The 12,904-nt window shown below is 39.3% G+C and carries 17 protein-coding genes and 1 tRNA gene; 15 read left to right on the top strand and 3 right to left on the bottom strand.

Translation table 11 applies throughout. The annotated features are described in order from the left end of the window. The first annotated feature begins 109 nt into the window (after positions 1–109). The 7 genes from OFO00_RS04470 to OFO00_RS04440 all read left to right on the top strand — a co-directional run bounded on the left by OFO00_RS04470 (position 110) and on the right by OFO00_RS04440 (position 3,619). On the top strand, positions 110–247 hold the full coding sequence (locus OFO00_RS04470; RefSeq protein WP_270865046.1) for a hypothetical protein: 138 nt from the start codon (positions 110–112) through the stop codon (positions 245–247). Between the two features lie 299 nt (positions 248–546). Beyond that, positions 547–852: a hypothetical protein gene (locus OFO00_RS04465; protein WP_270865045.1), complete on the top strand. Its 306-nt coding sequence runs from the start codon at positions 547–549 to the stop codon at positions 850–852. A 425-nt stretch (positions 853–1,277) separates the two neighbouring features. After that, on the top strand, positions 1,278–1,793 hold the full coding sequence (locus OFO00_RS04460; protein WP_270865044.1) for a hypothetical protein: 516 nt from the start codon (positions 1,278–1,280) through the stop codon (positions 1,791–1,793). A gap of 26 nt (positions 1,794–1,819) precedes the next feature. Continuing rightward, complete coding sequence (locus OFO00_RS04455) at positions 1,820–2,083, top strand: hypothetical protein (protein ID WP_270865043.1); 264 nt, start codon at positions 1,820–1,822, stop codon at positions 2,081–2,083. Then, positions 2,076–2,366 carry a type II toxin-antitoxin system RelE/ParE family toxin gene (locus OFO00_RS04450; RefSeq protein WP_270865042.1) on the top strand — a complete coding sequence of 97 codons (291 nt, stop codon included), beginning with the start codon at positions 2,076–2,078 and terminating at the stop codon, positions 2,364–2,366. The genes OFO00_RS04455 and OFO00_RS04450 overlap by 8 nt, the downstream gene beginning before the upstream one ends. A 191-nt stretch (positions 2,367–2,557) precedes the next feature. Beyond that, positions 2,558–3,037, top strand: coding sequence for a hypothetical protein (locus OFO00_RS04445; RefSeq protein WP_270865041.1), 480 nt, complete (start codon positions 2,558–2,560; stop codon positions 3,035–3,037). Positions 3,038–3,133: 96 nt separating this feature from the next. After that, positions 3,134–3,619 carry a hypothetical protein gene (locus tag OFO00_RS04440; protein ID WP_270865040.1) on the top strand — a complete coding sequence of 162 codons (486 nt, stop codon included), beginning with the start codon at positions 3,134–3,136 and terminating at the stop codon, positions 3,617–3,619. Positions 3,620–3,706: 87 nt separating this feature from the next. On the opposite strand, the gene OFO00_RS04435 is transcribed toward OFO00_RS04440, so the two are convergent. From OFO00_RS04435 to OFO00_RS04425, 3 genes are read right to left on the bottom strand one after another with little or no spacing between them, the layout of a single operon-like run. Beyond that, the gene (locus OFO00_RS04435) at positions 3,707–4,195 is read right to left on the bottom strand and encodes a SixA phosphatase family protein (protein ID WP_270865039.1); all 489 of its coding nucleotides are present in this window, start codon (positions 4,193–4,195) and stop codon (positions 3,707–3,709) included. A 33-nt stretch (positions 4,196–4,228) separates the two neighbouring features. Then, positions 4,229–4,786: a rhomboid family intramembrane serine protease gene (locus OFO00_RS04430; RefSeq protein ID WP_270865038.1), complete on the bottom strand. Its 558-nt coding sequence runs from the start codon at positions 4,784–4,786 to the stop codon at positions 4,229–4,231. Between the two features lie 20 nt (positions 4,787–4,806). Then, on the bottom strand, positions 4,807–5,460 hold the full coding sequence (locus OFO00_RS04425) for an NlpC/P60 family protein (protein WP_270865037.1): 654 nt from the start codon (positions 5,458–5,460) through the stop codon (positions 4,807–4,809). A gap of 122 nt (positions 5,461–5,582) precedes the next feature. Between OFO00_RS04425 and murA the strand changes: the two genes are divergently transcribed. The 8 genes from murA (at position 5,583) to speA (ending at position 12,904) form a co-directional block, all read left to right on the top strand. Beyond that, positions 5,583–6,851 (top strand): UDP-N-acetylglucosamine 1-carboxyvinyltransferase, encoded by a 1,269-nt coding sequence (gene murA, locus OFO00_RS04420; RefSeq protein WP_270865036.1) that lies wholly within the window; start codon positions 5,583–5,585, stop codon positions 6,849–6,851. Next, the gene (locus OFO00_RS04415; protein WP_270865035.1) at positions 6,848–8,026 is read left to right on the top strand and encodes a molybdopterin molybdotransferase MoeA; all 1,179 of its coding nucleotides are present in this window, start codon (positions 6,848–6,850) and stop codon (positions 8,024–8,026) included. Before murA ends, OFO00_RS04415 begins: the two co-directional genes overlap by 4 nt. 46 nt (positions 8,027–8,072) lie before the next feature. Next, positions 8,073–8,147 (top strand) — tRNA-Gly (locus OFO00_RS04410). 31 nt (positions 8,148–8,178) lie between these two features. Beyond that, positions 8,179–8,739, top strand: a complete 561-nt coding sequence (locus OFO00_RS04405) for a UbiX family flavin prenyltransferase (protein WP_270865034.1) — start codon at positions 8,179–8,181, stop codon at positions 8,737–8,739. After that, a complete protein-coding gene (coaD, locus tag OFO00_RS04400; protein ID WP_270858864.1) occupies positions 8,736–9,209 on the top strand; it encodes a pantetheine-phosphate adenylyltransferase in 474 nt (157 codons plus the stop codon). Before OFO00_RS04405 ends, coaD begins: the two co-directional genes overlap by 4 nt. Beyond that, positions 9,209–9,838 carry a dTMP kinase gene (gene tmk, locus OFO00_RS04395; RefSeq protein ID WP_270865033.1) on the top strand — a complete coding sequence of 210 codons (630 nt, stop codon included), beginning with the start codon at positions 9,209–9,211 and terminating at the stop codon, positions 9,836–9,838. Before coaD ends, tmk begins: the two co-directional genes overlap by 1 nt. Further along, complete coding sequence (hisS, locus tag OFO00_RS04390; RefSeq protein WP_270865032.1) at positions 9,831–11,072, top strand: histidine--tRNA ligase; 1,242 nt, start codon at positions 9,831–9,833, stop codon at positions 11,070–11,072. Before tmk ends, hisS begins: the two co-directional genes overlap by 8 nt. Continuing rightward, a complete protein-coding gene (gene speA, locus OFO00_RS04385) occupies positions 11,069–12,904 on the top strand; it encodes a biosynthetic arginine decarboxylase (RefSeq protein WP_270865031.1) in 1,836 nt (611 codons plus the stop codon). Before hisS ends, speA begins: the two co-directional genes overlap by 4 nt.

Here is a 12,904-nt window from a genome sequence, read left to right as displayed (position 1 = left end):
ATTTATCTGAATTTCCCTGGATTGCTTCGCTACGCTCGCAATGACAGCAAAAACACACGCTTTAAATTTTTAAATTCGTAGATTGCTTCGCTTTCTACGAAAGCTCGCAATGACAATAGCGGGCAAAATTTGCATAATTCGTCATTGCGAGCAAGTGTATAACGAGCGTGGCAATCTACGAGCTAAAATAACCAAACGCCACAATCCGTGTCGTTTCGAGGAGCAAGGCGACGAAGCAATCCAGTAAAATTTAGAGAGAATTTGAATTAATTAAAATTTATCTGAATTTCCCTGGATTGCTTCGCTACGCTCGCAATGACAGCAAAAACACACGCTTTAAATTTTTAAATTCGTAGATTGCTTCGCTTTCTACGAAAGCTCGCAATGACAATAGCGGGCAAATTTTGCATAATTCGTCATTGCTTCGCACTTACTCACAATAAAAATCAAAAAAATTTAAAATTCCCCAAAAAATTCCACAAATTTTACTCAATTTTAAAGTGGGAGGGGTAGAATAGTGAACTTTAATTTACCCAAGGAGTCAAAATGAAAAAAATATTTTTAGGTAGTTTAGCGTTAGCTTTTAGTTCTAGTTTGCTTATGGCAAGTCCTAGTTGTCAAACACTTTTAGAGTGCCAAATTCAGGTTGAGAAATTACAAGCAAAACTTAATGCAAAAGAACAAGAAAACAAAGCCCTTAAACAAGAGGTAGCACAAGCGCAAAAGAAATCAGCACAAAGCAATAAAAAAGTAGCACAAAATAAAAAGTCAAATCAAGGCAAAAAGAAAAATGGCTCTCGTAATCAATCTCAAGTAAATATAAATTCTTATGCTCTTCCGAGTATGTTCTAATTTTAATCAATAGTGCTTCGCATTACAAAAACACAGATTAAAATTCTAGGAATTTTGAAAAAACAACAAGCACAAATTCTTAAATCTTTTAGGATTTGAGAATTTGTTATTCTTCAATTCGCTTATTTCTATCTAGTATCAGCTATGTGCTTAATGAAAATCCTAGAATACAATCTTTTTCCATTTAAATACGCTCTATCAAGTTTTCCTTGCCATTTATCACAAATAAGGTTATCTAAATCTAAATCTTTTCTTTAATGCTTTTTAAGTAATAATAAGATAACATAATGAAACATATTTTTATACCAAAAACTAGTTCAAGAATTTTTATCATCTTGTAGATTAGGGGCTTTGGATATAAAAGTAAAAATGAAAATTGCAGTTTTCAATACTAAAAATAAAATTTAAAACATAAAAGGATAAAAATGAAAAAATCATTATTAAGTGTTGCGCTTATGGCAATGTTAGGTTCTAGTTCGCTTATGGCAGATATTGATGATGCTGTGCTAGACAATAATCAAAGTGTGGCAGATTTTGCAAGAGCAATGGCTATAATGGCAGAAGCTGGCGACATCGACATTTTAGATTTTTATTCAAGTCAAGTTTTGCCTTCTGAGGCAGGACTGCCACTTACACAAGAGGACTTAAAAGATAGAATTGTTAAAAACCTTGATAATTATGATACTTATAAAGGACATTATGATACTTATAAAGGACAAATGACTTCTAAAATTCTGATAGGATATGAAGTTTCAAAGATAAATGATGATAACACAATCGAAATTGCTATGCCTTGTGTTGTCAAAGATGCACAAGGTCAAATGGGCTTAAAATATAACGAAAACAATAAACCTATGATTATTTCTATCGAAAATGGAAAATATCGTATCAAATCTATGCCAGCACAAACACAAGAAGGTTGTCATCGTTACGATTTTTGATAATAAAGAACTTGAAAGGAAATAATATGCAAATAGCTTTACAAATCGAAAACGGAAACCAAAGCATTTTTAACGCTTTAAACGCATTTTTAAAAAGTCATAACGATTTAAAATTTATACTTGAAAAAAACACAAAACGCAAAATACATATTATGAGCGAAAAAGATGAAGCGGATTTGAAAGATACTTTGCGACTACTAGAAAAAGGTGAATTAAAATTTATTAGTGCCGATGAGATGAAAAAGCGCACCGATAAACATTTAGCAAATTTGAAAGAAAAATATGCGTAAAATCGCTTATAAAGAACGCTTTGAAAATGAATTAATGTTTATCGTAGAGTTTATCGCACAGCACGATGGATATCAAAGGGCAGAGAAATTTTATAATGAAATTTACACCAAAATAGATAAAATCCCCTTTATGCCGTTTAGTTATCGCCAAAATAAACTAACAAGCAATAAAAATACAAAAGACTTAATTTATAAAGGCTATGTAATTCCTTTTCGCATAACTAACGATAAAATCGAAATTTTGGGTATTTATAAAGAGAATTTATGGGCAGAAAAAGATTAAAAAAAGGCAAATTTGGCAAAATAAGATCAAAACTATATAATCGAATTTTGGGCTATGAGGGTGTATCTGTGCCCTAGCCCATTAATCCGCCCTAATAATCCGCCCTAACCTAAAATGTAATCACGCTTCTAATTTTATATTAAATTTATTGTGCTATAATGCCCAGACCAATCAGATGAGAAAGGTTTGACATGCTTTTTGATATCAGTTTAATTGGCGATACGAAAAATTTATATTTAAAGCGGTTTGGTCGCTCGAACCTAAACGGCGTCCCCCACTACCTAAAATTCGACTTTTCTGCGATGTCTTTCGTCAAGCTAAACAACAAACTTTCTATCAAATCCACAGGTTGCAAATCTGATTTGGACTACGGATTTTACCTCGTTTTCGAGGACAATAAATTTTTTATAAACAACAAAACTCACCTTTCTAAAAAAGAGATTTTTTATATGTTAAGCTATCTTTTTGATAAAATTTATGACAAAAATGTCAAATACCCGCGCGACAGCCTGCACGCAAAAATAAAAAAAACGATTGAGTTTTTAAACAAAATTTATAATTTCACCAAAGAAAAAGACCATAAATTCAATATGCACGCGCAGTATCGCAATGTGTTTGTGGGGTGTTTGAGTATCGATCATCGCGAAAATTTGGCGCAAAATTTCGTTTAAATTTCATTGAAAATTGTGAAATTTGGCTTACAAATTTACCGAGTTTTTACCCAAATTTATTAAAATTATGAATTATATATATGATAAAGGTTTGATATGCTTTTCGATGTTGTAATAATCGGCGATAATAAAAATTTATATTTAAAGCAATTTGGTGGGCGTTCGAATTTTAGGGGCGTTCCGAACTATTTTCAATTCGATTTCAACGAAATGAAATTCGTGCAAATCAAAGAGAAAATTTATGTCAAATTTGACTATAACGAAACCGAAACAAACACCGATTCTAACTATGGTTTCGTGCTGATTTTCGACGAAAAAGAGTTTTTCAAAAACAAGCAAAATTTAACGCGAAAAGAGGCGTTTATCTTGCTGAATTATATTTTCAACAAAATGTATAGCAAAGATGTCAAGTATCCGCGCGACAGCCTACATTTCAGGATAAAAAAGGCGATCGATCTTTACAAGGCCGTCTATAAGGACGACGATTTCGACGGATACAACCTGCACGCGCAATACCGCAATCTCTACGCCGGACAGATAAGTATCGACAAAAGAGAGCGAACGCTCGGCGCAGCGGAATAATCTGCGTTGCGAGATAAAATTTATAAATTTAAACGCCGTTTTGGCGTTTAAATTTTGCAAAATACTTTAAAATTTCCCTTGCAAAATCTATTGTAAATGCAAATTTGGATAATCAAAAAGCAAAACTTTCCCGCTATGCTCGCTAATCTCAGCGAAATTTTCCGCTTCAAATTCTAATCCGAAAATCGCACAAGTTGGGAATTTTTCGATTACTGAGTTGCTGAAATACTCGCACACTGCGCCGATTGTGGGGTTGTGGCCTACTATGAAAACTACTTTGTATTTTTCATCGAGCATGCGCACAAACTCCGCTAGCTCTCGCGTGCTGATGTCGTAAAGCTCTTTTTTTTCTTTTAAAATATCTTTGGCGCCAATATTTTTGGCTATGATTTTGGCGGTTTTTAGTGCGCGTTTGGCAGGGCTAGTGATGATGATATCAGGCGCTATCCCCTCTTTTGCCAAAAGCTCCCCTAGCCTGCCTGCGTCATCTTCGCCCTTTTGGCTTAGTTTGCGCTCGAAATCTGTCTGTGCGAAAGCCTCGGCTTTGGCGTGTCTGATAAAATAAATTTGTTTCATAAATTTCCTTTTCGTATAATTTTACGCAAAATTTTACAAAATTTTAAATTTTTGCTGTATCTTGCCGAATCCAAACCCTGCCCCAAACCCTATCAAATGCGCATACCACGCCACATTTGAAGCTAGCAAAAGCGGAGCAAAGCTAATAAGCGCAACCATAGCCAAAACGCTTTTTAAATTTTGCCTCTCATAGCACAAAATCACGCCCAAAAGCGCGCAGATTACGCCACTCGCGCCGATTAAATTTATATTTTGTCCCATAAATTTGTAAGCGCAAAAAATGTAAATCAGGCAGATTAAATTTGTAAAAATTCCAAGCCCAAAATACAAAATCGTAAATTTAACGCTACCGAAAAATCGCTCTAAAATAGAACCGAATTGATACAACACAGCCATATTCATCGCCAAATGCGCAATTCCAGCGTGCATGAAAAATGATGATAAAATTTGCCAAAAAAATCCGTCAAAAAATAGCAAATTTAGCCCCAAATACGCGCCCAAATTTGGGATTAAATTCGCTAGGACAAAAAGCACGCAGTTTGCGATGATGATAGCTAGCGTGACCTTGCCGACCTGTCCGAAATTTGCCATTTGCATAAATTTCCTAAAATTTATTGTTTTACGCGACCATATCCTGCGAAGCGATTTGAAGCTAGGCAAGAAATCTTGTTGCTTCCGCAGCGCACGATATAGCTATTTTCGATTTTTTTGCCGTTTTTGTGAGTATTTTTTTTGTTTAAATTTACAAAATCGACCTTGTTTCTACCGCGCGAATTATGCACGAATTTTATCCTGCCATCTGCGTAAATTTCGCGGATCACGCCGATATGGCTGATTTCGTTGTTTATGCGTTTTTTATTTGATTGAAGGGTGTTTTGGAAAAATATTAAATCCCCTACTCGCGGGTTTTTGTGCGCGATTAGGTCGCGTTTTTTGTAATAATTATAAATCGCTTGTGATTTTCTGCCGTTTGTGAAGTATTTAGGTAGCTCTTTTGAGTTGAAAAAAATCTCTTTGTTTTTAGAATTTAGCGCTGTGATAAACCCGCTACAATCCCCGCCTACCCTAGTTCCGGTGTATTTATCGACCCATGAAATGAGTGTTGTGTTGTAGGTATTTCCTGGGATTTGTGATGAGCCAGAGTTATCCTCATAAACCTCATAGTCTGCTTGCGTAGTGGGGTTTGCAGGCGATGAAAACGGAGCTAGCCACGAGCAGCCACTCATCAAAAACGCCCCTAAAAATAAAGCAAAAATTTTTTTCATAAACTACCTTAAAAAATACAAAATGTGTTTTCATTTTAGCAACCAAATGTAATAAAATAGTAATTTTAAAGCAAATTTATGTATAATCACGGCGAAATTTTTGCAATCAAAATGGAGAGAAAATGCACTATTTACAAATCAAAGGCGAAGCTAAGCTTAGTGGCGAAATAAAAATCTCAGGCGCCAAAAACGCGGCACTACCGCTAATCGCGCTAATTATACTATCCAAAAACTCAGTTACAATTAAAAATTTACCAGATGTTTCAGATATCAAAACCCTAATCCAGCTTTTGGCAAATTTAGGCGCAAAATGCGAGTATCTAGACGCTCACACCGCCGTAATTGATCCAAGAGGGATAAACTCAACTAAGGCAGTTTATGACATCGTGCGCAAAATGCGCGCTTCGATTTTAGTTCTTGGTCCATTGCTAGCGCGTTTTGGCAAGGCAGAAGTTAGCATGCCAGGCGGATGCGCGATAGGGGCAAGGCCGATTGATTTGCACCTAAGGGCAGTCGAAAAAATGGGCGCGCAGGTCAAAATCGAAGAAGGCTATGTCGTGTGCGAGGGCGCATTAAAGGGTGCGAATATTTCGTTTGATAAAATCACCGTTACAGGCACCGAAAATGTCGTAATGGCGGCTGCGCTTGCTAGCGGGGAGACTTGCATAATAAATGCCGCCAAAGAACCAGAGGTCGTGGCTGTGTGCGAAGCCCTAGCTAGTGCTGGCGTAAAAATCGAAGGAATCGGCACTGACGAGCTTAAAATCACAGGCACAGCGGGCGAACTTTTAAATATCAACGAAATCACCGTAATCCCCGATCGTATCGAGGCTGGGACATATCTATGCGCCGGGGCGATAACAAATTCTAAAATCAGCGTTACAAGCGTAAATCCTGCGCATTTGGGCGCTGTGTTAGCGAAATTTGAGGATATGGGATTTAAATTTGAAATTTTAGGAAGCGGCAACGACTCTAAAATCACCATTTTGCCAACAGACGAAATCAAAGCAACCAAAATCATCACTACCGAATATCCGGGCTTTCCGACCGACATGCAAGCGCAGTTTATGGCGCTAACCTGCGTCGCGCAGGGCACTAGCACGGTCGAGGAAAGGCTGTTTGAAAACCGCTTTATGCATGTGAGCGAACTAAACCGCATGGGCGCAGATATCAAACTAAACGGCAATATCGCTACAATCAAGGGTGGCAAACTCGCAGGCGCTGATGTCATGGCGACAGATTTGCGCGCTAGCTCGGCTCTTGTTTTAGCGGCTCTTGCAGCAAGTGGCACTACGCGCGTGCATCGCATATATCACCTAGACCGCGGATATGAGAAATTAGAGGAAAAATTCGCAAAACTTGGCGCAAAAATAAAAAGGCTTGAAGAGTGAAAAGCCTAAATGAAGCGATAAATTCGGTAATTTCTAGCATTGATTTAAATTTAAAAAGTGAGTTTGTTAGCTTAAATTTTGCATTAGGGCGAATTTTGGCTATGGATTTTAAAGCTTTGCGAAATTCGCCGCTTTTTGATAATTCTGCGCTTGACGGATATGCTTATAATGCCAAATTTGAGGGAGAGAGTTTAGAAATCGTAGAGCCTGTTATTTTTGCAGGGGCTAAGCAAATTTATGAAATCAAAGCTAATCAAGCGCAAAAAATAATGACAGGCGCACCCTTCCCAAAGGGCGCAAATTCCGTAATTCGCCTAGAAGACGCCCAGTTTGTGGGTGAAAAACTACAAATGCCAAAAAATCCTAAATTTGGCGACGGACATAGAAAAGCGGGCGAAGAATTTAGCGTGGGCGAAGTGCTAATAAAAAAAGGCAAAGCCCTAACCCCGCCTGAGATTATGCTTTTAGCTAGCCAAGGCGTGGGCGAGATTGAAGTGTTTGCAAGGCCAAAAATCGCCCTATTTTCGAGCGGAGACGAGCTTTTGAGAATTGGCGAGAGGGCGGATGATTTTAGCATTTATGATGCGAACTCGGCAGGAATTTGCGCTTTGCTTTTGCAAAATGGCTTTGAGTGCGAAAATTTGGGCATTATAAAAGATGATTATAATGTGGTTTTGGATACTTTGAAGAAAGCTTATGAAAGTTACGATGTGGTTATCACAAGTGGCGGAGCTAGCGTCGGGGAGGCTGATTTTATGGAAAAGGTCTTAACCGGGCTTGGATTTGAAAATATCCTAAACGGGATAAATTTAAAACCCGGCGGAAAGCCTACAAAATGCTTTAAAAAAGGTGAGAAGTTCTTTTTCGTCCTACCTGGAAATCCAATGGCAGCCTACATTGTATCGCTACTTTTTATGCTCCCTATTTTGCGCTATTTAGGCGGAAAATTTGATTGTATGAGTGAAGGCTTTGAAGCTTTTTTGGAAGAGCAAATAAAATGCAATCCAAAACGAGAAAATGTAATTTTCGGCGATTTTGCAGGTGGCAAATTTGAGGCAAAATGCGATAAATTCGGCTCGTTTATGATAATGCCTTTATTGAAATTTAACTCTATTGCACTAAGCGATATTGGCGATGATAGCCCTATAATGCTTAGATTTTTTAGAAAGTATTGACAAATGAAAAATTTTTTGCTAAAATCCAAGTTCTTTTTTACTTCGTGCGGGAATAGCTCAGTGGTAGAGCGCAACCTTGCCATGGTTGATGTCGCGAGTTCGACTCTCGTTTCCCGCTCCACTTTTTTAAATCCAAATCAAAAAGTTTGCTTATGAAAATCCTAGTTTGTGTAAGCGGTGCTAGTTTTTGCGAAATTGGGTTAAATTTAATCAAATTTTTATCGACCACACCAAACGAAATTTACGCAATCATAAGCGAAAATGCAAAAATCGTCTTAAAATCCGAAAATAATATAAATTTTGCAAATTTCATTAGCGAAAATCAAGCTGTGAAATTCTTCGATGATAGCGATATTGGCGCGAGTGTGGCGTCTGGTTCGTTTGGTATAGACGCTACGATTTTTGCCCCCTGCTCTATCAATTCACTAGCGAAAATTCACGCAGGTATCGCCGATACTCTTAGCACTCGCGCAGCAGCCGTCGCGCTAAAAGAGCGCAAAAAACTAATCCTTGGCGTGCGCGAAATGCCCTTTTCGCCTATTTCGCTTCGTTCAATGAGCGAGTTAGCAAATCTCGGCGTCATCATCGCTCCGCCCATTATCGGCGGATACAGCGGTGCGAAGAATTTAGAAGATATGCAAAATTTCATAATCGGCAAATGGTGCGACGCTATGGGCGTGGCAAACAATCTCTTTAAAAGGTGGCAAAAATGAGAAAATGTATCTATCCTGGGACTTTTGATCCTATCACAAATGGTCATTTAGATGTAATCAAACGCGCCCTTGGGCTTTTTGACGAGGTCGTCGTCGCAATCGCACTTAGCGAGAGCAAAAGCCCTTGTTTTTCGCTAGAAAAGCGCTTAGAGATGACAAGGCTTGCCCTTAGCGATCTAAAAAATGTCAAAGTCGAGCCGTTTTCGAACCTGCTAGTCGATTTCGCCAAATCCCATGGCACGAATTTTTGTATTAGGGGACTGCGCGCGGTGAGCGATTTCGAATACGAATTACAGCTTAGCTACACAAACACATCGCTATGGGATAAATTTGAGAGTGTGTTTTTGATGCCAAGCCTGAAAAACGCCTTTATTTCGAGCTCTATGGTTCGCACGATACTGCGCCACGACGGCGATGTTTCGCAGTTTGTGCCAAAGCAAATTTTGCCACTGCTTAAAAAGGAAAATTGATGTTTGTAGCCTTTGAGGGGATTGACGGAGTTGGCAAAAGCACGCAAATATCGCGCCTAGCTGAAATTTATCCTGGCGCGATAGTTACCAAAGAACCGGGCGCTACGAGGTTTGGCGAAATTTTGCGTAGTATAATTTTAAACGAAAATTTCAAATTTAACGGCGACAACCACATAAATTTAGGTCAAATTTGCGGAAGTATCTCAAAAACTGCTGAGATGTTTTTGTTTTTATCTGATCGCGCTGAGCACCACGAGAAGGTTGTTTTGCCAAATTCGCACAATCTAATCCTAAGTGATAGAAGTTTCATCTCAGGTATCGCCTACGCCCTAGCCAACGATGAAAACGCTAAATTTGACGAGCTTGTAATGCTAAATAAAATCGCGCTTGGTGGTGAAATTTATGGTAAATTTGTATTTTTTGAGATTAGTAAAGATGATTTGATTTCCAGGCTAAATACTCGCGCGGGATACGATAAAATCGAGCTTCGTGGCGCGGAGTATCTGCTTAGAGTGCAAGAAAAGATAAAATTTACCTTACAAAAGCTAAAATTAAATTTTTTAATCGTAAATGCAAACGATGATATTGATAAAATAACAAAAAAAATAAAGGAATTTATAGATGATTAAAGCACTGCGTGGTATGAACGACCTAATGGGCTATGAAGCCGAACTTTTCGCAAAAATCGTGCAAGTTTGTGAGAGCGTGGCGAGGAATTATGGATTTGAGCTAATCGAAACCCCAAAACTCGAACAAACCGCCCTGTTTCGCCGAAGCGTGGGCGAGAGTAGCGATATAGTCGGCAAGGAAATGTATGAGTTTAGCGATAAAAGTGGCGATAGCGTCTGCTTGCGCCCAGAGGGCACGGCTGGGGTCGTTCGCTCATTTATCGAGAATAAATTTGACAAGGCTGGTGGCGTGCGCAAATTTTACTACACCGGCTCGATGTTTCGCTACGAACGCCCGCAACGAGGCAGACTACGCGAATTTCACCAATTTGGCGTAGAGTGTTTTGGCGAGGGAAGCGTGTATGAGGACGCAAGCGTGATTTTGTTACTAGCTGAAATTTTGCGCAAACTAGGCGTAAAAACCACGCTCAAACTAAACTCCCTAGGCGATAGCTCGTGCATGCCAGAGTATAAAAACAAGCTAATCAAATTTTTAAATGAGCGCGAGGATAGGCTTTGCGAGGATTGCAAAAGGCGCATTATCACAAACCCAATCCGCGTGCTTGATTGCAAAAACGAAGCCTGCCAAAGCGAGCTTGCCGCCGCTCCACTAATCACCGATAATCTAAGCGATGAGTGCAAAGGCGAATTTGAAAAATTGCAAGAAATTTTGCTTGCAAATGGGCTAAATTTCGAAATCGACAAACGATTGGTTAGAGGGCTAGATTATTACTGCAAAACCGCATTTGAGTTCGTTAGCAGTGAGCTTGGCGCACAAAGCGCAGTCGGTGGCGGCGGCAGATACGATAGACTAGTAGAGTTTTTGGGTGGCAAAAGCACATTTGGCGTGGGTTTTGCGATAGGAATTGAAAGGCTAATCGAAATTTTAAAATTAAAAGAAGCCCCTAGCACACGAGCTGGAATTTACATCGGCGCAATGGACGAGGCAATCGTGTCTTGCGCGTTTGCTATCGGACAAAAACTGCGCGCAATCACCAAAACTCATATCGCATACGAGCCAAAAAATTTGCAAAAACACCTAAAAAGCGCAGATTCAAAAATGGCTAAATTTTGCCTATGTATCGGCGAAGACGAGTTTAAAAACGCTAGCGTATGGTGCAAAAATTTAGAGGATAAAAGCCAAGACATGGTTAAATTTAACGAAATCGAAGACTTTTTTAAGGATAGAGTATGAACGATTATGGACTAAATATTTGGGGAAATTCAAATTTCGTCATTGATTCTGGCAAGTTGTGCGTAAATTCTGACTTCAAACAACCACTTGTTGATATGGTTAAAGAAATCAGGGCTGATGGCATTAGAGGTCCTATTTTGCTTCGTTTTCCGCACCTTATCAAAAAACAAATTGTCGAAATTTACTCGAATTTCAACCGCGCGATAAAAGAATTTGACTACAAGGGTAAATTTAACGCCGTCTATCCGCTCAAAGTAAATCAATTCCCGGGATTTGTGAAAAATTTGGTCGAAATCGGCAAGCCTTACGGATATGGCTTGGAGGCTGGTTCTAAGCCAGAGCTACTTTTAGCCATGGCGTATAACAACGACAACGCGCCAATCACCGTAAATGGCTTTAAGGACAAAGAGCTTATCAATATCGGCTTTATCGCCGCGGAGATGGGGCATAATATCACGCTTACAATCGAGGGTCTAAACGAGCTAAAAACCATAATCGAAACCGCCAAAGAGCGCTTTGCGCCAAAGCCATTTATCGGGCTTCGCATACGACTTCACAATTCAGGTAGTGGAATTTGGGTCAAAAGTGGCGGAATAAACTCCAAATTTGGACTTACTTCGACCGAGCTAATCGAGGCTGTAAATTTGCTCAAAAAAAATAATCTAATCGAGCAATTTACGATGATTCATTTCCATATCGGTTCGCAAATCACCGAAATTCACCCGCTCAAAAAGGCGTTAGTCGAGGCTGGAAACATCTATGCCGAACTTCGCAAAATGGGTGCAAAAAATCTAAATTCGATAAATTTAGGCGGCGGTTTGGCGATAGAATATTCGCAAGTGAAGGAAAATTTCAGCAGAAATTACACCCTCAAAGAATACGCAAACGATGTCGTTTTTCTTTTAAAATCAATCGCGCAGGATAAAAACGAGGTCGAGCCAAATATTTTCATAGAAAGTGGCCGTTATGTCGCAGCTAGCCACGCTGTGCTGGTCGCGCCTGTTTTGGAGCTTTTTACCCAAGAATACACAGAGGCCAAACTGGCTTTGAAAAAGGAAAATCCGCCAGTCATCACCGAGCTTTACGATCTTTACACTTCGTTAAAGCCCTCAAACGCCCTTGAATACCTGCATGACGCTATGGCGCACATGGAAAGCGTGCTGACGCTCTTTGATTTGGGCTATGTGGATCTCACAGATCGCTCAAATGGCGAAATTTTGGTGCATTTGGTCGTGCGCAAGGCTTATGCGCTTTTGGGAAATAAGCAAGAGTATGGAAATTTCTTAAATTCACTCGGAAACGCGCAAGAGCGGTATTTGGTAAATTTCTCGCTTTTCCAATCCTTGCCTGATTTTTGGGGCATTAAACAGCATTTCCCAGTCATGCCACTCGAACACCTCGACGAGCGCGCTACGCTTTCGGCTACGCTGTGGGATATCACCTGCGATAGCGACGGCGAGATTACATTTGACAAAGAGCATAATCCTTTGTTTTTGCACGATATCGACCCAGAAGAGGAAGAGTATTTCCTCGGATTTTTCTTAGTCGGGGCGTATCAAGAGGTGCTTGGTATGAATCACAACCTCTTCGCTCACCCAAATGAGGCAACCGTGATTTTAAAAGATGGCGGATTTGAGATTACGGATTTTATCGAGTCGCAATCTGTCATTGATATTTTAGATGATATGGATTATGATGTAGTCGATATCAGAGAGAGCTTAAATGAACGAATCGCAAACTCACCATTGCTTTCAGAAAAAGAGAAAAAGCATGTCCTAGGCGAGCTGTATTTGTTCCTAAACGATAATAGCTATTTAAAAACTATCCAATAA

This window comes from Campylobacter sp. VBCF_04 NA7, assembly GCF_027737405.1.
Classification (GTDB): Bacteria; Campylobacterota; Campylobacteria; order Campylobacterales; family Campylobacteraceae; genus Campylobacter_B.
This window is presented reverse-complemented; position numbering and strand designations above follow the sequence as displayed.